Below are 20,443 nucleotides of genomic sequence, written 5' to 3' on the forward strand. Positions count from 1 at the left end.
GGGCGGCGCACTCGCGGAAGCGGGAGGCGAACAGTGCACTCCCGCCGACCTCGGTGGTGACGACCTGCTCGATCTCGTCCGGGTCGAAGGCGATCAGCTCGGCCGTGGGTGGCTCCGCGTCCGTGTCGGGCACCCGCAGCACGATGCCGTCGTCGGAGGAGACGGCCTGTCCGTCGATGTCGTGACGCTCCCGCAGGCGTGCGTTGATCGCCAGCGCCCAGGGAGCGTGCACGGGGGTGCCGTACGGGGAGTGGACCACGATCCGCCAGTCGCCGAGCTCGTCGCGGAACCGCTCGACCACGATCTGCTGGTCGTGCGGGACGACGGCCGTGGCCTCGGCCTGCTCGGTCAGGTACGTCACCAGGTTGGTGGCCGCGTGCTCGTCCAGCCCGATCGCTCGCGCGGACTCCACGGCGCGCGGGGCGGGGGCGGCTGACAGCTCACGGTTGAACGCACCCACCGCCCGGCCCAGCTCGGCGGGGCGCCCGAGCGTGTCGCCCTTCCAGAACGGGAGGCGCCCCGGCACCCCCGGCGCCGGGGTGACCATCACGCGGTCGTGCGTGATGTCCTCGATGCGCCAGCTGGTCGCGCCGAGGGCGAAGACGTCGCCCACCCGCGACTCGTACACCATCTCCTCGTCGAGCTCACCCACCCGCCGCCCGGAGCCCTCCCCGACCAGGAAGACGCCGAACAGGCCGCGGTCGGGAATCGTGCCGCCCGAGGTGACCGCCAGACGCTGAGCCCCCGGACGCCCGGTCAGGGTGCCGGCGACGCGGTCCCACACGATGCGGGGACGGAGCTCGGCGAAGTCGTCGCTGGGGTAGCGCCCGGCGAGCAGGTCCAGGGTCGCCTCGTACGCGCTGCGCGGCAGGCGGGCGAAGGAGGCGGTGCGGGTCACGAGCGTGAACAGCTCGTCCACGTCCCACTCGTCCATCGCGGTGGCGGCGACGACCTGCTGTGCGAGGACGTCGAGGGGGTTGGCGGGGATGCGGAGGCTCTCGATGGCACCGCTGCGCATGCGCTCGACCGCCACGGCGGTCGGGGCCAGGTCGGCGCGGTGCTTGGGGAACAGCACACCGCGGCTCACCTCCCCGACCTGGTGGCCCGCACGGCCGACGCGCTGCAGGGCGCTGGCCACGCTCGGGGGCGACTCGATCTGCACCACGAGGTCGACGGCCCCCATGTCGATGCCCAGCTCCAGACTGCTGGTGGCGACCACGGCGGGGAGACGTCCGCGCTTGAGGTCGTCCTCGATCTGGGCGCGCTGCTCCTTGGAGACCGACCCGTGGTGGGCGCGCGCGACGACCGGGGCAGCCGCGACGGTGGTGCCGGACTGGCCGCCCACCAGACTCGGGCTCGACGCCGGAGGGGCGGCAGGTTGGTCGCCGTCCTCGACCCCGGCACGCTCCGCCGAGATCTCGTTGAACCGGGCGGTCAGACGTTCGGCCAGACGCCTCGAGTTGGCGAACACGATGGTGGAGCGGTGCGCCTCGATCAGGTCGACGACGCGCTCCTCGACGTGCGGCCACAGGGAGCGAGAGCGGGACGGGTCGCCGGACTCCTCGTCGTACTCCGCGGGAGCCGCCATGTCCTCGACCGGAACCACGACCGACAGGTCCCACTGCTTGTCGCTGACCGGGGCCACCGTCTCCACCTCGGCCGCGCCCCCGAGGAAGCGGGCGACCTCCTCGAGCGGACGGACGGTTGCGCTCAGACCGATCCGTTGCGCCGGGCGGTCCAGCAGGGCGTCGAGGCGCTCGAGGCTGACCGCCAGATGGGCACCGCGCTTGGTGCCCGCCACGGCGTGCACCTCGTCGAGAATCACGGTCTCCACCCCGGCGAGGGTGTCGCGGGCCCGGCTGGTCAGCATGAGGAACAGCGACTCGGGGGTGGTGATGAGGATGTCGGGCGGACGGGTGGCCAGGGCCCGCCGCTCCTGGGGCGTGGTGTCGCCCGAGCGGATCCCGACCCGGACGTCGCTGACCTGCTCGCCGAGGCGCTCCGCGGTCTGGGCGATGCCGACCAGCGGGGCGCGGAGGTTGCGCTCCACGTCCACGGCCAGGGCCTTGAGCGGGGACACGTACAGCACCCGGGTGCGGCGGGCCGTCTCGTCCGGGACCGGCGAGTGCAGCAGGCGGTCGAGCGACCACAGGAACGCGCTGAGGGTCTTGCCGCTGCCGGTGGGCGCCACGACCAGAGCGTGGCGTCCCTGGGAGACGGCTTCCCAGGCCCCGGCCTGGGCCGTGGTCGGCGCGGCGAACGCGGCCCGGAACCAGGCGCGCGTGGAGGGGTGGAAGGCACCCAGGGCGGCGACGGTGGCGGCGGTCATCTCGGGCGGACTCCTTCCGTGGCTGGGCGGGGAGTGACATCCTCTCCCATCCCACCGACACTCCTTGCGTTCTCCACCGGCCCGCTCGGTCGGCGCTCTCCACAAGCCGTGGACAGGGCCGTGGTGCGGGAGTGTGGAAACGCGTTGGCTTGGGAAGGAAGCGACACAGGCGGCGACAGGAGGAGCGAGGCATGTACGGAGACACCGCAGTCATTCGTGGGCTCGCCACGCAGATGGACGACCAGGCCAAGGAGATCCGGAGCGAGGCCGACGGCCTGGTCCGCTCGTCCGAGCAGGTGCTGTGGGAGGGACGGGCCGCCGAGGCGATGCGCCAGCGCATGAAGGAGCGCGCGGTCAGTCTTCGGGAGACCGCGACCGAGCACGAGGACGCCGCGCAGGCCCTGCGCTCGCACGCCGACAACGTCGACCGCCTCAAGGCGCTCATCGACTCCATCGCCCGCAAGGTCCAGGGCCTGATCGAGGGAGCCAAGTCGCGGCTCGCCTCGCTGGCCCAGACGGCGGTGGACAAGCTCACCGACGTCCTGCCCGACCCCTTCGACGACTTCCTCGCCCGGTTCACCCCACCACCCCCTGGACACAAGGACTGGCTCGACGTTCCCGACCAGATTCCGGGGGCCGGCCGATGACGACCGTGACCCTGTCCACCACCGGTGAGGTGGTCGAGCCGCCGCAGACCCCCGTCGTCCGTCTCACGGCCAGTGCGGACGAGCTCGCGCTCGTCTCGTCGCTGTGCGGCGTGGAGTCGCCGGTGGCCGAGATGCTCCGGGGTGGCGCGGTCAGCGAGGCGCTGGGTGAGCGCCTGGGGGCCACCGCCGCTGTGCCGGAGCCGAGCGACCCGGACGAGGTGCTCGCCGGGGCGGTGCAGCACGGCCTCGTCACGACCGAAGGGGAGCCGGAGCCGGCACTCGCCGCTGCCCTGGCCCTCTGGCACGGCGCCGACCTGGCCGTCGAGTTCGACCTGCTGGTCCAGATCGGCGCGGGGCGTGCCCGGGTGCGCAGCTGGCACCGCGCCGCCGGGGGCCGGGTGGTCTGCGTCTCGACCGTCGACGGTCTCACCACGGAGGTGTCCTGGCTCGCCGTGGAGGACTGGTGGAAGGAGATCGCCCGGGTCGTCGTCGTGCCACCGGCTCCCGACAAGGAGCGAGCCGTCGGTACGGAGCTGCCTCGCGTCGTGGAGACGCCGTGGGAGCTCCTCCTGGGGACCGGGGAGGCGGTCGTCTCGGGGCGCGGGGAGCTGGCCCGCCAGATGGTGGACGACCACACGGGGCTCGTCCGCGGCGGGGATGTCGTCGGTGGCACCCGCGAGGCCGACGACCAGCAGGCGCTCGACTGGTTGGCCACCCTGGCGGCACCAGCGCGGGCGAGGATGCACGCCGTCGTGCTGGCCCGGGGGACCCACCGACCTCCCGGGGCCGCGGTGGTCGAGTGGGTGCTGCACGCGGACCGCTGGCGTTCGCTGACCCCGTACGTCGACGACGGTTGGCGCATGGTGCGCGTCGCCGAGGTCGACCCGGTGGACCTGTCCGGCCGGGTCGCGGCGCTCGCGGCGGAGGTGATGTCATGACGAAGCCCGTACCCATCGACTCGGTCAGCGGCGGGAGCCACGGCGTGCAGGCCGGCTACCAGCAGATGCGTGCGCTGGCCGGCACGTACCAGGACAAGGCGTGGCTGTTCACGGAGATGGCCGGGCTCGGCGCACGCGTCATGGCCAACGGGGACCTGCTGGAGTCGTCGGTCCTCGCCCCGCTCAGCTTCGCCGAGGCCGAGGCCCAGGTGCTCGACGCGACCACGGGCGTCAACGGCCTGACCGTGCGCGCCATCGGCATCGAGGCGGACGCCCTGCTCGTGGAGGTGACCGTCGGCGCCTTCGAGATGAGCGACGCCCTGTCCCGGCAGATCAGCGAGCGGTTGGACAACCTGCTGGGCAAGGCCCTCGCGGCGAGCCTGCCCGGCCTCCTGCTGGCGGGCGGCGCGGCGTACCTCTACCTGCAGACCCGCTCTCCCGAGGAACAGGCGGCGATCCTCGCCCAGATCGGTGACCTGGTGCACGACCACCCCGAGTTGGCCCAGCACCTGGTCAACGCCGGTGGCGGGCTGCTCGACGCGCTCACCCCGGGGGCGTTGGGAGCACTCAACCCCGGGGACGGGCCCATCGGGTCGGCGACCACCAACGACGCCGCCCGGTTGCTGGCGCTGCTGTTCGGCAACCGGACCGACGCCGAGACGCACCGCGTCGACGACGCTCCCGCCTCGCTGTACACGGAGAAGCGTCCGGGCACCCTGGCCGACCTCATGCGCGGCCTCGACTCGGCCAACATGCTCGACTCCAACGACGAGTCGATGAACGGCGCGATCCAGATCCAGAAGATCACCGACAACGGGCAGGAGCGCTACGTCGTCTACATCCCCGGCACCGACGACATGGGGCCGCTGCCCGCGGGGGACGAGACGGCCCGCGACATGCTGACGAACTACCAGCTCATCGGCGGCATGGACAACTCGTACGCCAACGGCATCACCCAGGCGCTGCGCGAGGCCGGCCTCTCGGGCAAGGACATCATGATGGTGGGCCACTCCCAGGGCGGGATGGTGGCGACGTCGCTGGCCTCGGACCCCGCCTTCCGCGACGAGTTCAACGTCCGCCACGTGGTCTCGGCCGGGTCGCCGACGGCGCAGGTCCCCGACCTGCCGGACTCCGTCACCGGCTTCCACCTGGAGAACCGTGGGGACGCCGTCCCCATGCTGGACGGCGAGGACAACCCCGACCAACCCAACCGTGTCACGGTCAAGTTCGACGGCACCGGCAGCCACGACATCGCGGACAACCACGACATCAAGCACTACGTCGAGGGCGCCCAGGCGGCCGACTCCTCCGACCACGGATCGATCCGCGACGCCATCAGGGCCATGGAGGAGTCAGGATTCCTCGGGACGGGTGGTCAGGTCGACGAGGTCGTCACGTACACGGTCAGCCGGCCGTGAACCCGTCCCGAACGTGGAGGTTGAGAGTGAAGCACCTGGTCCTGCTCGTGGCGGCCCTCTGGCTGGCCTCGGCCTGCTCCTCGCCGGAGGCGCCGACCCCTGAGCCCGATCCCGACGCCGGGTGCGGTGACTGCGCGACGGAGCTGGCCGCGCTGGAGGCGTCACTCGCGGAGCTGCCGTCCGTCACGGCGGTGCGTCGGGTGGTGCACCAGCGTCGTACGCCGACGAACTCGGACACCGTCAGCGTCGAGCTCGAGGTCGACGGTGCCGACCTCGACACGCTGCAGGACGAGGTGGTCCGGCTGGTCTGGGTCTCCGAGGTGACGCCGGTCAGCTGGGTCGACGTGGCGGTGAAGCGCGCCGACGGCTCCATCGAGGCGCTCGGCCCCTTCAACCTCACCGGTGACGGGGACGGAGTCGAGTACGAGGAGCGGTGGGGCCCACGGCCCGTCTCCTGAGCAGTTCTTTGGTTGGATGACCCCATGACCGACGACGCCGTCCAGCCCGACACCAAGGACTGGACCTGGGTGCTGTCCGAGCCGTGCGGGGAGTGCGGCTTCGACCCGGCCGTCCACCCGTTCGACGTGGTGGCGGACCTCATCGACGACACCACCCCGCTGTACGCCGCCGCCCTGGCAGCGGAGGGGGCGCGGGAGCGGCCGGACCCGGGCCGCTGGTCGGTCCTGGAGTACGCCTGTCACGTGCGCGACGTGCACCGCATCTTCGCGCACAGGCTCGCGCTGGTGCTGGAGCACGACGTTCCCGAGTTCGAGAACTGGGACCAGGACGCGACTGCGGTGCAGGACGACTACCCCTCGCAGGACCCGCGCCTGGTCTCCGAGGAGCTGGGGGAGGCAGCCCGGCAGGTCGCCGACGCCTACCGCGGCATCGACAGCGACCAGCTCGACCGGGTGGGACGCAGGTCGAACGGGTCCGTCTTCACGGTGCGGACGCTGGCCCAGTACCACCTGCACGACGTGGTCCACCACGTCCACGACATCGGGTGGGCGGGACCGGCGGGACGGGCGAGGGCCACGCGAGCCGCCTACGAGGTGGCCGACGCCGCCTGGGGCAGTGCACCGGTGGGCGGGCGGACGACCGAGGCGCTCGCCGCGTTCGCCGGCTTTCTGGGGACCGGGGCACGCGTGCTCGAGGTGGGGAGTGGCTCCGGCCGCGACGCCGAGGCGCTGGAGGGACTCGGACTGCAGGTCCGTCGCAGCGACGTGACCCCGCGGTTCGTCGATGCGCTGAGGGCGGCCGGGCACAGCGCTGACCTCCTCGACCCGCTCACCGACGACCTGGCCGACCCGGCGGGACCGTACGACGGCGTGTGGGCCAACGCCAGCCTGCTCCACGTCGACCGGTCCGACCTCCCCACGGTGCTCCAGCGGCTGGCCGCGGTGACGAGGACCGGAGGCGTGCTTCGCGTCGCCCTCAAGCAGGGGGACGGGGCCGCCTGGTCCACGCACGGACTCGTCCCGCTGCCGCGTCACTTCACGTACTGGCAGCCCACCGCGCTGGCCGACGTGATGCGCGCGTGCGGCTGGCAGCCCGTCGAGACGGTCGCTGGCGTCGTCGGCGACCGCGACACGTGGATCGAGATGACGGCGGTGAAGGCGTGAGGCACACCGAGTTCTGGGCGAGGATGGAGCAGGCTCTCGGCCCGGCGTACGCGACCAGTTGGGCCGATCTCACCGTGATCGGCGCTCTCGGCGGGCGGACCGTGAGCGAGGCGCTCGACGCCGGGGTTGCCCCCAAGGTCGTCTGGGCAGCCGTCCACGAGCAGCTCGGGTTGCCCGCGAGGGACAGGTGACGACCCCGGCCACCGGCGAGCCTGACACCGGGGCCGGGCTCGACGAGGACACGGTCGCGGCCGTGCAGCGACGGACCGTCCGTGTCCTGGTGCTCGCACAGTCGCTGGGAGCCATCGGGATCACCGTCGGCGTCTCCACCGCAGCTCTGCTCGCCAAGGAGGTGTCCGGGTCCGCCACCTTCGCGGGCTTCGTGCAGACCGCCCAGGTGTTCGGGGCCTCGGTGGCCTCGTACCTCCTCGCCCGGCTCATGGCACGCCGTGGGCGGCGCGTGGGCCAGGTCACCGGTCTCCTCGCGGGCGCGGCGGGGGCCGCCCTGGCGGTGCTGGCCGGGGCCATCGGCTCGACCGTCCTGCTCCTCGTCGGGGCACTCGTGCTCGGCGGCACCACCGCCGCCAACGCGGCGGCCCGCTACGCCGCCACGGACCTGGCACCCGCCCACGCGAAGGGACGAGCCCTGTCCGTCGTCGTGTGGGCCACGACGATCGGTGCCGTCGCGGGTCCGAACCTCTCCGGCCCGGCCGGCCGCCTCGCGGAGGGGCTCGGCCTGCCGTACCTGACCGGGCCGTTCCTGATGGGGGCCGTGGTCATGCTGGTGGCGTCCGTCGTCGTCGCCACGGCGATGCACCCGGACCCCCTGCTCCTGGCGCAGCGCCTCGACGCCGAGCAGAGCGCCGGGCAGGACGACCCCGCCGACTCAGGAAGCACCTGGTCCAGGGCGTGGGCCGCGATGCGGGACCAGCCGGCCCTGGGAGCTGCGGTCGCGGGACAGGCGCTGGCCCACGCGGTGATGGTGGCCGTCATGGTGATGACGCCGCTGCACATGGAGCACGGCGGGTCGCAGCTCGAGATCATCGGCGTGGTCATCTCCCTGCACGTCCTCGGGATGTACGCCTTCTCGCCCCTGATCGGGTGGCTCGGGGACCGTTTCGGGCGCGCGCGCTGCCTCGCGGTCGGGGCCCTGGTCCTCCTCGGGTCGCTGGTCCTGTGCGGGGTCGCCCCCTACGGCCACTCCTGGCAGATCACCGTCGGCCTGTTCGCGCTGGGCGTCGGTTGGTCGTTCAGCACGCTCGCGGCGGCGGCCACGGTCGCCGAGCGTGCCCCCGTCGCGGTGCGCACCGACGTGCAGGGGGTCTCCGACATGGTCATGGGACTCACCGCCGCCGCCGGGGGAGCGGCCTCGGGGATCCTGGTCTCCTGGCTCGGCTTCGGAGGGCTGGCCGCGGTCTCGGCCGTCTTCGCCGCGGGAGTGCTCGGATGTGCCGTGGTCGTCGGGCGACACGCCCCGCAGTGATGCTCCTGTCGAACAGGTGTTCGGTATAGGTTTCTGTCCACAGGTACGACGCGGGCCGTTGTTCTCCACAACATCGACGTCCTGATCAGGGAATGTCAGTGGTTCGTCCTAGCGTCGCCGATGTACCTGGACTCCAACGACAGAAGGACACGCACATGGCAGCCGCAGACCGCAAGAAGCCCGTGGTCGGGGACCGCGACAAGGCCCTCGACGCAGCACTGGCCAACATCGAGAAGTCATTCGGCAAGGGGTCGGTGATGCGTCTGGGCGACGAGACCCGCGCACCGCTCGAGGTCATCCCCACCGGGGCGATCGCCCTCGACGTGGCACTCGGCCTCGGTGGCCTCCCGCGTGGCCGTGTCGTGGAGATCTACGGCCCCGAGTCGTCCGGTAAGACCACCGTCGCGCTGCACGCCGTGGCCAGCGCCCAGGCCGCCGGCGGCATCGTCGCCTTCATCGACGCCGAGCACGCGCTCGACCCGGAGTACGCCAAGGCCCTGGGCGTCGACACCGACGCGCTGCTGGTCTCGCAGCCGGACTCCGGTGAGCAGGCCCTCGAGATCGCCGACATGCTGATCCGTTCGGGTGCGCTCGACCTGATCGTCATCGACTCCGTCGCGGCGCTGGTGCCCCGGGCCGAGATCGAGGGCGAGATGGGTGACAGCCACGTGGGTCTCCAGGCTCGCCTGATGAGCCAGGCACTGCGCAAGATGACCGGTGCCCTCAACAACGCCGGCACCACGGCGATCTTCATCAACCAGCTGCGCGAGAAGATCGGCGTCATGTTCGGTTCGCCCGAGACGACGACCGGTGGTCGTGCGCTGAAGTTCTACTCCTCGGTCCGCCTCGACGTGCGCCGCATCGAGACGCTCAAGGACGGCCAGGAGATGGTCGGCAACCGCACCCGCGTCAAGGTCGTCAAGAACAAGGTCGCCCCGCCGTTCAAGCAGGCGGAGTTCGACATCATGTACGGCAAGGGGATCAGCCGCGAGGGTGGCCTGATCGACGTGGGTGTCGAGGCGGGGCTCGTGCGCAAGGCAGGCGCTTGGTACACCTACGAGGGCGACCAGCTCGGGCAGGGCAAGGAGAACGCCCGCACCTTCCTGCGCGACAACCCGGACCTGGCCAACGAGCTGGAGAAGAAGATCCTCGAGAAGCTCGGCGTGGGTCCGACCGTGGACGCTCCGGCGGACGACCTGTCCGACGAGCCCATCGGGGTCAATGACTTCTGAGCCGGGGCCAGCGCCCTCATGGCTGGGTGACGTCGGACTCGGAGTCCAGGCGTGGGTCGGTGACGACCGATCCACCGAGTCCGACGCACCCCGCCGGGGCCGCTCCGCCAGGCGAGGTGCTGGTTCGCGAGGTTCTGGTGCCGACGAGCGCACGACGCGCCGGCGTCGGTCGTCGGCGCCGTCGGGACGGGACGGGACGGCGCCACCGGACGACGCCGTCGCGCAGGGGCCGCCGGCGGACCCCGAGGCCGTGGCCCGCAAGATCCTGCTCGACGCGCTGACCGGCCAGGCCCGCTCCCGCAAGGAGCTGGCCGACAAGCTCGCCAAGAAGGACGTGCCTGCCGAGCTCGCGACGCGCCTCCTGGACCGCTTCACCGAAGTCGGCCTGATCGACGACGAGGCGTTCGCGCGGTCGTGGATCGCGTCTCGTCAGCCGGGCAAGGGGTTGGCCCGTCGGGCGCTCGCGCAGGAGCTGCGCCGCAAGGGGGTGGACGACGAGGTCGCCAAGGAGGCCCTCGACGAGATTGACCCCGATGACGAGGAGCAGGCCGCCCGCCAACTGGTCCGCAAGAAGCTCCGGTCCCTGCGCAACGTGGACCGTACGGTCGCCACCCGTCGCCTCGCCGGCATGCTGGCTCGCAAGGGCTACCCGGCCGGGATGGCGTTCGCCGTGGTCCGTTCCGAGCTCGACGACCACGGCTTCGGTGAGGGCGACGACCCCGGTGACGCGGGGGACGGCTTCCACTAACCTCGCCGAGGTGAGGCCGTCGTACTCCCGCGTGGCTCTGGGGCGTGGAGGCTCCGTGCAGGTCACGGAGCTGCGCGCAGGGGAGTCCCTGCTCGCAGCCGCGACGAGGCTCGCCTCCGAGACCGCCGGGCACGTCGTCGTCGCGTTGGACCTGTCGGCGGATCCTCCCCGCTTCGAGCTGGTGCCGAGGGCCGAGCAGGTCGTGCTGCGTCCGATGACGTCTGCGGACCTGACGTGGCTGACGCGGTGGCGCAACGAACCCGGCGTCGCTGCCTGGTGGGACGACGACCCGAGCGACCTGGACGGCATCACCGAGCAGTACGGCCCGGACCTCGGGGAGGCCACGCCCACGCGGCTGTGGATCGCGGAACAGCGCGGCCGGTCGGTCGGCTTCGTCCAGGACTACCCGGTGGCCGACGATCCGGCGTACGCACGCCTCACCGGACACCCCGAGGCGCTCGGGGTGGACTACCTGGTCGGTGAGGGGCACTGGGCCGGGCGCGGGTTCGGCACCCGGATGCTGTGGGCGTGGCTGCTCACGGTGGCGTCCCGGACGCCCCGGCCGGCGACGTGCTTCGCGGCGCCCGACCACCGAAACGGCGCCTCGCTCCGGGTGCTGCGCAAGGTCGGCTTCGTGGAGAGCGCGTGGTTCGACGAGCCCACCGTGCGCTCCGGCACCATCACCGTCGTGGGACACACGCTCGACGTGGCCACGGTGCTCTGAGCCTCGAGCGCCCCGTGGACACGCCCCCACACACCGCCCACGCACCGCGCGTCCCGTCGGGGTGCCGTCATGCACCATGATGGCGTCATGACGTACGCGGAGCTGCTGCGGGTCCACGGGCCCGTCGACCTAGGTTCGATCCCCACCGACGCCGCCCCCGGGTTCGCGGAGGGCAAGAAGGCCGGCGAGGCCGCCCTCGCCTCACTGGGGCCAGAGCTCGCCGACCTCCAGGAACGTCTGTGGGCGCAGCGCACCGCCGGCTCGAACCGCCGCATCCTCCTGGTGCTCCAGGGCATGGACACGTCCGGCAAGGGGGGAGTGCTGCGCCACGCCGTGGGCCTTGTCGACCCTCAAGGAGTCCGCATCCAGTCGTTCAAGGCGCCTACGGAGGAGGAACGCTCCCACGACTTCCTGTGGCGCATCGAGCGCGCCGTCCCCGAGGCCGGGTACATCGGCGTCTTCGACCGCTCCCACTACGAGGACGTCCTGATCCAGCGGGTCCGCGGCTACGCACCCGCCGACGAGATCGAGCGCCGCTACGGAGCCATCAACGACTTCGAGGCGCGGCTGGCGGCCGAGGGCACCACGATCATCAAGTGCATGCTCCACATCAGTGCCGACGAGCAGAAGGCCCGCCTCTTCGAGCGGTTGCAGAACCCGGAGAAGCACTGGAAGTACAACCCCGGCGACCTCGACGAGCGGGCGCTGTGGCCGGACTACACCCAGGCGTACGAGATCGCGCTCGAGCGCACCAGCACCGAGGTCGCTCCCTGGCACGTGATCCCCGCCGACAAGAAGTGGTACCGCAACCTCGCCGTGGCACAGCTGCTGCGGGAAGCTCTCGAAGGGCTCGACCTGACCTGGCCAACGGCAGACTTCGACGTCGAGGCCGAGCTGGCGCGGCTGGCCGGGGAGCAGTCGCCTCGATGATGCCGCTCACCCGCGTCACCCGCTACGTCACACCGCTGCGTGAGGGCGGCAGCCTGCCCGGAGTCGTCGAGGCGGCCGACCTGGGCACGTACGTCTGCAAGTTCCGCCGCGCCGGCCAGGGCCCGAAGGTGCTCGTCGCCGAGGTCATCGTCAGCGCGCTGGCCACGCGGCTCGGGCTGCGTACCCCCGACCTCGTGGTGCTCGACCTGGATCCCGAGATCGCGCGCTACGAGGCCGACGAGGAGGTCCAGGACCTGCTGCAGGCCAGCGTCGGACTCAACCTCGGGGTCGACTTCCTGCCCGGCTCCTTCGGGTACGACCCCGACCGTGTCGTCGACCCGCGCGAGGCCGCCACGGTGGTGTGGATGGACGCCTTCACCGCGAACGTCGACCGCAGTTGGCGCAACCCCAACCTGCTGGTCTGGCACGACGAGCTGTGGGTCATCGACCACGGCGCCTCGCTCTACTTCCACCACGCCTGGGCGGGCGGCCTGACCGACCCGGCGCGATTCGCCGCGCAGCCGTGGGACGCCAGCGACCACGTCCTGGCCGCCCACGTCGACGCGGTCGGCGACGTGGACGCCGAGTTGCGCGCTCGCCTCGACGAGGCGGTGTTCGCCGAGATCCTGGACGGTGTTCCCGACGCGTGGCTCGAACCCGTGCCCGGGGCGGAGACCCCCGCGCAGCTGCGCGCCGCCTACGTCCGGTTCCTCACCGCCCGCCTCGGTGGTCGCGCCTGGCTCCCGGGCGGTGCGTCATGAGCGCCACCGGTGCCTATCAGTACGTCGTGCTGCGCTGCGTGCCGCGGCCCGAGCGCGAGGAGTTCGTCAACGTCGGCGTGGTGCTGTACAGCCAGCAGGCCGACTTCCTCGACGTCGCGTGGCACGTCGACCGCGACCGCCTCCAGACGTTCGCACCGACCCTCGACTGCGGTGCCGTCGAGTCGGCGCTGGCCTTCATCGAGGGAGTGTGCGCCGGCGACGAGCGGGGTGGAGCGGCCGCGCGCCAGCCGCTGAGCCAGCGGTTCGGTTTCGTCAAGGCCCCCCGGTCGACCGTCATCCAGCCCGGACCGGTCCACGGGGGAGTCACCGACGACCCCGCCGCGACCCTCCAGTACCTCGTGGGCCAGCTCGTCGGCTGAGAAGCACGAAGACCGTCCTCGTCACCCCTGGGCAGGGGGACGAGGACGGTCACAGCGTGGTGGGCGGCCCTCAGACCGGCACGAGCTCGACGGCGCCGACCGCGTAGCGGGCCAGCACCGCGCGTGCCACCTCCGGGTGGGCGCCCAGCGGGTCCGAGACGGCCACGGCGCCGGCCTCGAGAGCGAGCTCCGCGGCGCGGTCCGGAAGCAGGCCCGGGGCCAGGAAGAACGACGCCACCGCGATGTGGCGGCGACCCTCGGCGCGGAAGGCGCGCACGGCCTCGCCGGCAGCCGGCGGGGCGGCGGAGGCGAACGCGGCCGTCACGGGCAGCTTGTGGCGGGTGCCCCACGTACGGGCGATGCGGGCGACGGCCTGGTTGGCCAGCGGGTCGGACGAACCGGCCGCGGCGAGCACGAGGGCGTCGAGCTCGCGGACCCGGGCCGCCCTCAGCGCGTCGCGCAGACGCGTGTCGAGGACCTCCAGGAAGGCGGTCTCCATGCCGAGGATCTTGCTCGCCCGGATCTTGAGGCCGGGGTGCCGGGCACTCATCTGGGCGATCGCCTCGGGGACGTCGACCTTGGCGTGGTACGCCTCGGTCAGGAGCAGCGGCACAACCACGATCTCCTCGTGCCCCCGGCGGACCAGGCGGTCGACGACCGTCTGGAACGAGGGACGCGAGAGCTCGAGGAACGCCGACTCGATCTTGAGGTCCGGGCGCATCGTCTTGACCTCGTCGACCAGGGCCTTGATCGTCGCCGAGGACCGGGGGTCACGGCTTCCGTGAGCCAGGGCAACCAGTGCAGGGGCAGTCATGACAGGTGCCTCCCATCGTGGGTGAGGGACGTACGGGGCCGCACGACGTCGTTGTCGCGGCGCTGTGGGTGGAGATTCCAGGAGCGGGTCATGCGTGGATCCCGCACTCGGTCTTGTTGGTGCCGGCCCAGCGGCCGCTGCGCGGGTCGTCCCCGGGAGCGACGCGACGGGTGCACGGACGGCAGCCGATGCTCGGGTAGCCGTCGAAGGCCAGCAGGTTGACGATGATGTTGTTGTCGGCGATGTACCGCTCGACCTGCTCGTCGCTCCACCGGGCCATGGGGGAGACCTTGACCTTGCCCTTGCGCGCGTCCCAGCCGATCACCGGCGCGATCACCCGGTTGTGGGTCTCGGCGCGCCGCAGCCCCGTCGCCCAGGCGTCGTACCCGGCGAGGGACTCGGCCAGCGGCTCGACCTTGCGCAGCTTGCAGCACAGGTCGGGGTCGGTCTTGTACAGGTCCTTGCCGTACTGCTCGTCCTGCTCGGCCACCGACAGCCGCGGCTGGATGGTGACCACGTTGACGTCGAGGGTCGCCGCGACGGCGTCGCGGGTCCCCAGCGTCTCGGGGAAGTGGTAGCCGGTGTCGAGGAACACGACGTCCACGCCGGGGGCGACCGTGGAGGTCAGGTGGGCCAGGACGGCGTCGCCCATCGACGACGTCACGCAGAAGCGCTCACCGAAGGTGGCCACGGCCCACTCGATGATGTGTTCGGCGGGCGCGAGCTCGAGCTCGGCCCCGGCGTGCGAGACGAGCTCGCGGAGCTCCTCGGGGGAGCGCCCCTCGGTGTGCGTGCCGCGGAAGGCGCGGGCAGCGCGGGTGGTGGCTGCAGTCATCAGAAAGCCTCCCGCTCGGACAACGGACGGACCATGCCGAGCATCTTGAGAGAGAAGGCGCGCAGGCAGGAACGGCACTCCCAGGTGCCGTGCGGCGAGGTCACCTCGCCGTCCTCCCCCACCACCTCGTACGGACGGAGATCGACGTCCCCGCAGTACGGGCAGTGGTTGGCGGTCGCGCGCGCGGACATGGTCAGACCGTCTCCAGCTGCGCGTCGCCGCGCAGCAGGACGTCGTCGGCCCGGGCTGCCCACAGGGCGAAGGGCTCACCGTCGTTGCGGTCCGCGAGGTACGCGGTGACCACGTTGGTGATGTAGTCGTCCAGTCCGGCCGAGGTGACCTTGTGGGCGCGCAGCTTGCGTCCGAAGTTGGCGTGCAGGCCCAGGGCGCCGCCCAGGTGGACCTGGAAGCCCTCGACCTGGTTGCCCTCGTCGTCCATCACCAGCTGACCCTTGAGGCCGATGTCGGCGACCTGGGTGCGGGCGCACGAGTTGGGGCAGCCGTTGACGTTGACCGTGATCGGCACGTCGAGCTCGGGGAAGCGCTGCTCGAGGGAGGAGACCAGGCTGCGGGCGCGCTCCTTGGTGTCGACGATCGCCAGCTTGCAGAACTCGATGCCCGTGCAGGCCATCGTGTTGCGGCGCCAGTTGGACGGGTTCGCCTCGAGGCCGATGGCGGCGAGGTCCTCGACGATCGCGTCGGTCGCCCCGGCGGGCACGCCCAGCACGACGAGCTTCTGGTACGCGGTGAGGCGGGCGCCGGCGGCACCGTGCTTCTCCACCACGTCGGCGAGCGAGACCAGCGTCTGGCCGTCGATGCGGCCCACCACGGGGGCGACGCCGACGTAGAAGTTGCCGTCCTTCTGCTCGTGCACACCGATGTGGTCGCCCTGACGGACCGGGGTCTCGGGCGAGGGGTTGTCGACCAGCGCGCGCTTGAGGTACTCGGTCTCCAGCACCTCGCGGAACTTCTCCACGCCCCAGTCGGCGACGAGGAACTTCAGGCGGGCACGCGAGCGCAGGCGGCGGTAGCCGTAGTCGCGGAAGATCGAGGCCACGCCCTCCCAGGCGTCCGGGACCTCGTCCAGCGGGATCCAGACGCCGAGCTTGGCCGCCAGGTGCGGGTTGGTGGACAGGCCGCCGCCGACCCAGAGGTCGAAGCCGGGGCCGTGCTCGGGGTGGACCGTGCCGACGAAGGCGATGTCGTTGGCCTCCGGGGCCACGTCGTGGCTCGGGTGACCGGTGAGCGCCGTCTTGAACTTGCGCGGGAAGTTCGAGAAGTCCTTGTTGCCGATGTAGCGGCGCTTGATCTCCGCCAGCGCCGAGGTGCCGTCGATGATCTCGTCCTTCGCCACACCCGCGACCGGCGACCCCAGGAAGGGGCGCGGCGAGTCACCGCACGCCTCCAGCGTGGACAGGCCCGCCTCGCCGAGGCGCTCCCAGATCGCCGGCACGTCCTCGATCTGGATCCAGTGGTACTGGATGTTGCAGCGGTCGGTGACGTCCGCGGTGTTGCGGGCGAAGTCCACCGAGACGCTGCCCAGGGCCCGCAGCGCCTTGGGGTCCAGCAGCACGCCGTCTGAGCGGACACGCATCATGAAGTAGCGGTCGTCGAGCTCCTCCTCCTCGAGCTGGGCGGTCTTGCTGCCGTCGAAGCCGGGAGCGCGCTGGGTGTAGAGGCCCATCCAGCGGAAGCGGCCGCGCAGGTCGGCCGGGTCGATCGAGTCGAAGCCGCGCTTGGAGTAGATGTTGAGGATCCGCGCCTCGACGTTGAGCGGGTTGTCGTCCTTCTTGGACTGCTCGTTCTTGTTGAGCGGCTCGGTGTAGCCGAGGGCCCACTGGCCCTCGCCCTTCTTGCGACGTGCGGGACGAGCGGGGGCGGCGGTGTCGGTCACGACGGGGTGTCCTTCTGGTGTACCGCGCGGGGGTGGACGCGCGGGATCTGGGTCCGGCTCGGGGGGTGGATCAGCGGGGCCAACAGATCATGCTGCGCGTACGCATGAGGTCGACGTGACGTCGGACCACGAGGTGCGTGTGAGTTGCAGCGGAGACCATGTCAAGAAGTCTCAGCCGGTGGACAGGCTTGTGCCAACCTTCGTTCTCGTTATCTGAGACTTCTCTCCACGATGTGAGACGGCATGGGGCGTTCTCCGCCTGAGGTCGCTGCCGGGTGCGGTCCACGTCACACTCGGGTGGACGGTGAACCTCCGCGGCCCCGCCCTCTAGCATGTGCACCATGAGCGACTCCCTGATCAGCAGCGCGTACAGCCAGGCCCTCGAGGTCATCGCCTCCGTCGAGCCCCGGGTCGCCGAGGCGACCCGCCAGGAGCTCGCAGACCAGCGAGCCTCGCTCAAGCTGATCGCCTCGGAGAACTACGCCTCGCCGGCGGTCCTCATGACGATGGGCACCTGGTTCTCCGACAAGTACGCCGAGGGAACCGTGGGCCACCGCTTCTACGCGGGCTGCCAGAACGTCGACACCGTCGAGTCGCTCGCGGCCGAGCACGCCAAGGAGCTGTTCGGCGCCGAGTACGCCTACGTGCAGCCGCACTCCGGCATCGACGCCAACCTCACCGCGTACTGGGCGATCCTTGCCCACCGCGTCGAGGGCCCCTGGCTGACCGACGCCGGCGTCAAGAACATGAACGAGCTGAGCGAGGCCGACTGGGAGAAGCTGCGCGCCGAGCTCGGCAACCAGCGTCTCCTCGGGATGAGCCTCGACGCGGGTGGTCACCTCACCCACGGCTTCCGTCCCAACATCTCCGGCAAGATGTTCCACCAGAACCAGTACGGCACCGACCCGGAGACCGGCCTGCTCGACTACGACGCCCTGCGCGCCAAGGCCAAGGAGTTCAAGCCGCTCATCCTCGTCGCCGGATACTCCGCGTACCCGCGCCGCGTGAACTTCGCCAAGATGCGCGAGATCGCCGACGAGGTCGGCGCCACCCTCATGGTCGACATGGCCCACTTCGCCGGCCTCGTCGCGGGCAAGGTGTTCACCGGCGAGGAGAACCCGGTTCCCTACGCCCACGTCGTCACCAGCACCTCGCACAAGTCCCTGCGCGGCCCGCGCGGCGGCTTCATCCTGGCCACCGAGGAGTACGCCCCCAGCGTGGACCGCGGCTGCCCGATGGTCCTGGGCGGTCCGCTCTCGCACGTCATGGCCGCCAAGGCCGTCGCGTTCGCCGAGGCCCGCCAGCCCGCCTTCCAGACGTACGCCCAGCAGGTCGCGGACAACGCGCAGTCGCTGGCCGAGGGCTTCCTCAAGCGTGGCGCCAACCTCGTGACCGGCGGCACCGACAACCACCTCGTGCTGCTCGACGTGACCTCCTTCGGCCTCACCGGTCGCCAGGCGGAGTCGGCGCTGCTCGACGCCGGCGTGGTCACCAACCGCAACTCGGTCCCGTCCGACCCCAACGGCGCCTGGTACACCTCCGGCGTCCGCCTGGGCACCCCCGCCCTGACCACCCGTGGCTTCGGCCACGACGAGTTCGACAAGGTCGCCGAGCTCATCGTCGACGTGCTGTCGAGCACGGAGGCCGGCACCACCAAGGCCGGCACCCCGTCGAAGGCCTCGTACGTGCTGGGCGACGGCGTGGCCGACCGCACCAGGGCCGCATCCGCCGAACTGCTGGCCAAGCACCCGCTGTACCCGGGCCTCGAGCTGAGCTGACCCGAACGCGCGCGACGCGCGACGCCTTTGCGGGGCGGGACCTCCGGGTCCCGCCCCGTTCTGCGTCCATCGCTGGCCGTCAGCCCTCGATCGCGGTGGTCTCCAGGAGTTGCGAGCTGCCGGCGGGCTGGGCCCAGACGATCTGCTCCTCGTGGTGGGCCTCCGTCGGCACGGGGTCCTCGAGGGCGCCCCGCTGGAACCGCACCGCGGTGATCGCCTCGGTGCGGATCAGGGTCTGCCCGTCCGGGGCGTCGAGGATGACCCCCATCGAGTCGGCCGCCACCGGCACACCGTCCACCCACTGGCCCTCGACGAGGGCCCGTACCGACACCCCTTGGTCCTGGGCCCTGCGCAGCAGGGTGCCGACGGTGAACAGCGTGCTGGACGCGCGTCCGGACATGGTTGAACCTCCCCCGTGGGGCGCACCCCTGTCGCCCCGAGGCTCGAGCGTACGTCCGCGGGGTGCTTCGGGGAGGGGGTTTCAGCCGGACGGGATCTGGAACACGCCTCAGGTCGTGGGCAGGGCGCGGTCCACGACGGCCCGCAGCCCGCCGCCGGTCAGGTGCCGAAGACGCCGCCGTACGCACCGCCGAGCCGGGACTCGCAGAAGGCGTCGGCGACCTCGGAGGGCGCGAACCGCACCAGGAGGGAGGCCTGGAGGCAGACCGCCATCTGGGCCGCCAGCCTCCGTGCCTGCCCCTCGACCGCGGCGGCGTCGCCCAGCAGCCCCAGCGTGTCGTGGACGGCGCGGTCCAGGCGGCTGTCGGCCCCGCTGGCCGCGCCCACCTCGGTGAGCCACGCCTCCAGCGACTCGGGCTCGCGGCCGAGCGCCCGCAGCACGTCGAGGGCGTTGACGTTGCCGGACCCCTCCCACACGGAGTTGAGGGGCGACTCGCGGAACAGCAGCGGCAGACCCGAGTCCTCGACGTAGCCGTTGCCTCCCAGGCACTCGAGCGCCTCGGCCACCATGGCGGGGGTGCGCTTGCACACCCAGAACTTCGCCAGCGGCAGCGCGATGCGGCGCAGCGCCACCTCGTGGGGGTCGTCGGGCTTGTCGACGGCGCTGGCCAGGCGCATCGCGAGCGCCGTGGCGGCCTCGGACTCCACGGCCAGGTCGGCCACGACGTTCTGCATGAGTGGCTTGTCGACCAGCAGGCCGCCGAAGGCGGAGCGGTGGGCCACGTGCCACGACGCCTCGGCCAGTGAGCGGCGCATCAGCGACGCCGACCCCAGGACGCAGTCCAGCCTCGTGGCGGCGACCATCTCGATGATGGTGCGGACCCCGCGGCCCTCGTCCCCGAGCCGCTGTGCCAGCGTCCCCTCGAACTCCAGCTCGCTGGAGGCGTTGGAGCGGTTCCCGAGCTTGTCCTTGAGGCGCACCAGGTCGAGACGGTTGCGGGTGCCGTCCGGCAGCACCCGGGGGAGGGCGAAGCAGGTCAACCCGCCCGGCGCCTGAGCCAGCACCAGGAAGACGTCGTTCATGGGGGCGGAGGTGAACCACTTGTGGCCGCGCAGCGCGTACCAGTCCCCGTCGCCCGTCGGCGTCGCCGTCGTGACGTTGGTGCGGACGTCGGAGCCGCCCTGCTTCTCCGTCATCCCCATCCCGGCCAGGAGGCCGAGCTTGCTGCTCGCCCCTCGCACGCCCGGGTCGTAGTGGCGCGAGGAGAGCCCAGGCTCGTACAGCGCCGCGAGGGCAGGGGAGACCCGCAGCGCGGGCACGGCGGCGTACGTCATCGAGATGGGGCAGCCGTGGCCGGGCTCCGTCTGCGACCACGCGAAGAAGCCCGCGGCGCGGCGCAGGTGCGCGTCGGTGGAGCCCTCGGCCTGCTGGGCCCAGGGGGCAGCCTGGAGGCCGTACCCGACGCCCCGCTCCATCAACCCGTGCCACGAGGGGTGGAACTCGACCTCGT

The 20,443-nt window shown here is 71.8% G+C and carries 21 protein-coding genes; 14 read left to right on the plus strand and 7 right to left on the minus strand.

Annotated elements, in window-relative coordinates:
• On the minus strand, window positions 1-2,329 hold a 2,329-nt coding region (locus ACI379_RS16510; RefSeq protein WP_439793216.1), incomplete at its 3' end, for a DEAD/DEAH box helicase.
• A 191-nt stretch (window positions 2,330-2,520) separates the two neighbouring features.
• On the opposite strand from ACI379_RS16510, the gene ACI379_RS16515 reads away from it, so the two are divergent.
• The 13 genes from ACI379_RS16515 (at window position 2,521) to ACI379_RS16575 (ending at window position 13,212) form a co-directional block, all read left to right on the plus strand.
• Complete coding sequence (locus ACI379_RS16515; protein ID WP_439793218.1) at window positions 2,521-2,976, plus strand: hypothetical protein; 456 nt, start codon at window positions 2,521-2,523, stop codon at window positions 2,974-2,976.
• Window positions 2,973-3,914 (plus strand): hypothetical protein, encoded by a 942-nt coding sequence (locus ACI379_RS16520; RefSeq protein WP_439793220.1) that lies wholly within the window; start codon window positions 2,973-2,975, stop codon window positions 3,912-3,914. The genes ACI379_RS16515 and ACI379_RS16520 overlap by 4 nt, the downstream gene beginning before the upstream one ends.
• Window positions 3,911-5,332 (plus strand): PGAP1-like alpha/beta domain-containing protein, encoded by a 1,422-nt coding sequence (locus tag ACI379_RS16525; RefSeq protein WP_439793221.1) that lies wholly within the window; start codon window positions 3,911-3,913, stop codon window positions 5,330-5,332. Before ACI379_RS16520 ends, ACI379_RS16525 begins: the two co-directional genes overlap by 4 nt.
• Before the next feature lie 26 nt (window positions 5,333-5,358).
• Window positions 5,359-5,790 carry a hypothetical protein gene (locus tag ACI379_RS16530; RefSeq protein ID WP_439793222.1) on the plus strand — a complete coding sequence of 144 codons (432 nt, stop codon included), beginning with the start codon at window positions 5,359-5,361 and terminating at the stop codon, window positions 5,788-5,790.
• Window positions 5,791-5,814: 24 nt separating this feature from the next.
• The gene (locus tag ACI379_RS16535; RefSeq protein WP_439793223.1) at window positions 5,815-6,954 is read left to right on the plus strand and encodes a methyltransferase domain-containing protein; all 1,140 of its coding nucleotides are present in this window, start codon (window positions 5,815-5,817) and stop codon (window positions 6,952-6,954) included.
• Window positions 6,951-7,145 (plus strand): DUF3046 domain-containing protein, encoded by a 195-nt coding sequence (locus tag ACI379_RS16540; protein ID WP_439793224.1) that lies wholly within the window; start codon window positions 6,951-6,953, stop codon window positions 7,143-7,145. Before ACI379_RS16535 ends, ACI379_RS16540 begins: the two co-directional genes overlap by 4 nt.
• On the plus strand, window positions 7,142-8,437 hold the full coding sequence (locus ACI379_RS16545; RefSeq protein ID WP_439793225.1) for an MFS transporter: 1,296 nt from the start codon (window positions 7,142-7,144) through the stop codon (window positions 8,435-8,437). Before ACI379_RS16540 ends, ACI379_RS16545 begins: the two co-directional genes overlap by 4 nt.
• Window positions 8,438-8,592: 155 nt before the next feature.
• Window positions 8,593-9,669, plus strand: coding sequence for a recombinase RecA (recA, locus tag ACI379_RS16550; protein ID WP_439793226.1), 1,077 nt, complete (start codon window positions 8,593-8,595; stop codon window positions 9,667-9,669).
• Window positions 9,670-9,919: 250 nt separating this feature from the next.
• Entirely contained in the window at window positions 9,920-10,417 is a 498-nt protein-coding gene (locus ACI379_RS16555; RefSeq protein ID WP_439793227.1) for a regulatory protein RecX, read from the plus strand.
• A gap of 10 nt (window positions 10,418-10,427) precedes the next feature.
• Complete coding sequence (locus tag ACI379_RS16560) at window positions 10,428-11,141, plus strand: GNAT family N-acetyltransferase (RefSeq protein ID WP_439793228.1); 714 nt, start codon at window positions 10,428-10,430, stop codon at window positions 11,139-11,141.
• A gap of 87 nt (window positions 11,142-11,228) precedes the next feature.
• Window positions 11,229-12,071, plus strand: a complete 843-nt coding sequence (locus ACI379_RS16565) for a polyphosphate kinase 2 family protein (RefSeq protein ID WP_439793229.1) — start codon at window positions 11,229-11,231, stop codon at window positions 12,069-12,071.
• Entirely contained in the window at window positions 12,068-12,832 is a 765-nt protein-coding gene (locus ACI379_RS16570; RefSeq protein WP_439793230.1) for a HipA family kinase, read from the plus strand. Before ACI379_RS16565 ends, ACI379_RS16570 begins: the two co-directional genes overlap by 4 nt.
• Complete coding sequence (locus tag ACI379_RS16575; RefSeq protein ID WP_439793231.1) at window positions 12,829-13,212, plus strand: DUF3037 domain-containing protein; 384 nt, start codon at window positions 12,829-12,831, stop codon at window positions 13,210-13,212. The genes ACI379_RS16570 and ACI379_RS16575 overlap by 4 nt, the downstream gene beginning before the upstream one ends.
• 70 nt (window positions 13,213-13,282) lie before the next feature.
• Here ACI379_RS16575 and ACI379_RS16580 read toward each other — a convergent pair whose 3' ends face one another.
• From ACI379_RS16580 to ACI379_RS16595, 4 genes are all read right to left on the minus strand, one after another.
• The gene (locus ACI379_RS16580) at window positions 13,283-14,026 is read right to left on the minus strand and encodes a sirohydrochlorin chelatase (protein WP_439793232.1); all 744 of its coding nucleotides are present in this window, start codon (window positions 14,024-14,026) and stop codon (window positions 13,283-13,285) included.
• A gap of 88 nt (window positions 14,027-14,114) precedes the next feature.
• On the minus strand, window positions 14,115-14,861 hold the full coding sequence (locus ACI379_RS16585; RefSeq protein ID WP_439793233.1) for a phosphoadenylyl-sulfate reductase: 747 nt from the start codon (window positions 14,859-14,861) through the stop codon (window positions 14,115-14,117).
• Complete coding sequence (locus tag ACI379_RS16590) at window positions 14,861-15,052, minus strand: hypothetical protein (protein ID WP_439793234.1); 192 nt, start codon at window positions 15,050-15,052, stop codon at window positions 14,861-14,863. The genes ACI379_RS16585 and ACI379_RS16590 overlap by 1 nt, the downstream gene beginning before the upstream one ends.
• A 2-nt stretch (window positions 15,053-15,054) precedes the next feature.
• A complete protein-coding gene (locus tag ACI379_RS16595; protein ID WP_439793235.1) occupies window positions 15,055-16,755 on the minus strand; it encodes a nitrite/sulfite reductase in 1,701 nt (566 codons plus the stop codon).
• A 341-nt stretch (window positions 16,756-17,096) separates the two neighbouring features.
• Between ACI379_RS16595 and ACI379_RS16600 the strand changes: the two genes are divergently transcribed.
• Window positions 17,097-18,533 carry a glycine hydroxymethyltransferase gene (locus tag ACI379_RS16600; RefSeq protein ID WP_439793236.1) on the plus strand — a complete coding sequence of 479 codons (1,437 nt, stop codon included), beginning with the start codon at window positions 17,097-17,099 and terminating at the stop codon, window positions 18,531-18,533.
• A 79-nt stretch (window positions 18,534-18,612) separates the two neighbouring features.
• Here the strand turns inward: ACI379_RS16600 and ACI379_RS16605 are convergent, their stop codons facing one another.
• Together ACI379_RS16605 and ACI379_RS16610 are read right to left on the minus strand one after the other, a co-directional pair.
• Window positions 18,613-18,933 (minus strand): hypothetical protein, encoded by a 321-nt coding sequence (locus tag ACI379_RS16605; RefSeq protein ID WP_439793237.1) that lies wholly within the window; start codon window positions 18,931-18,933, stop codon window positions 18,613-18,615.
• A gap of 158 nt (window positions 18,934-19,091) precedes the next feature.
• Window positions 19,092-20,443: acyl-CoA dehydrogenase family protein (locus tag ACI379_RS16610; RefSeq protein WP_439793238.1), on the minus strand; the 1,352-nt coding region annotated here is incomplete at its 5' end.

Origin of the sequence: Nocardioides sp., from assembly GCF_051876515.1 — a bacterium.
Lineage (GTDB): Bacteria > Actinomycetota > Actinomycetes > Propionibacteriales > Nocardioidaceae > Nocardioides.

Excerpts from the sequence above, each read along its gene's own strand:
- ACI379_RS16565 (WP_439793229.1), top strand. The coding sequence starts at position 11,229 with ATGACGTACGCGGAGCTGCTGCGGGTCCACGGGCCCGTCGACCTAGGT.
- ACI379_RS16585 (WP_439793233.1), bottom strand. The coding sequence starts at position 14,861 with ATGACTGCAGCCACCACCCGCGCTGCCCGCGCCTTCCGCGGCACGCAC.
- ACI379_RS16575 (WP_439793231.1), top strand. The coding sequence starts at position 12,829 with ATGAGCGCCACCGGTGCCTATCAGTACGTCGTGCTGCGCTGCGTGCCG.
- ACI379_RS16580 (WP_439793232.1), bottom strand. The coding sequence starts at position 14,026 with ATGACTGCCCCTGCACTGGTTGCCCTGGCTCACGGAAGCCGTGACCCC.
- ACI379_RS16600 (WP_439793236.1), top strand. The coding sequence starts at position 17,097 with ATGAGCGACTCCCTGATCAGCAGCGCGTACAGCCAGGCCCTCGAGGTC.
- ACI379_RS16520 (WP_439793220.1), top strand. The coding sequence starts at position 2,973 with ATGACGACCGTGACCCTGTCCACCACCGGTGAGGTGGTCGAGCCGCCG.
- ACI379_RS16590 (WP_439793234.1), bottom strand. The coding sequence starts at position 15,052 with ATGTCCGCGCGCGCGACCGCCAACCACTGCCCGTACTGCGGGGACGTC.
- ACI379_RS16605 (WP_439793237.1), bottom strand. The coding sequence starts at position 18,933 with ATGTCCGGACGCGCGTCCAGCACGCTGTTCACCGTCGGCACCCTGCTG.
- recA (WP_439793226.1), top strand. The coding sequence starts at position 8,593 with ATGGCAGCCGCAGACCGCAAGAAGCCCGTGGTCGGGGACCGCGACAAG.
- ACI379_RS16535 (WP_439793223.1), top strand. The coding sequence starts at position 5,815 with ATGACCGACGACGCCGTCCAGCCCGACACCAAGGACTGGACCTGGGTG.
- ACI379_RS16525 (WP_439793221.1), top strand. The coding sequence starts at position 3,911 with ATGACGAAGCCCGTACCCATCGACTCGGTCAGCGGCGGGAGCCACGGC.
- ACI379_RS16515 (WP_439793218.1), top strand. The coding sequence starts at position 2,521 with ATGTACGGAGACACCGCAGTCATTCGTGGGCTCGCCACGCAGATGGAC.
- ACI379_RS16570 (WP_439793230.1), top strand. The coding sequence starts at position 12,068 with ATGATGCCGCTCACCCGCGTCACCCGCTACGTCACACCGCTGCGTGAG.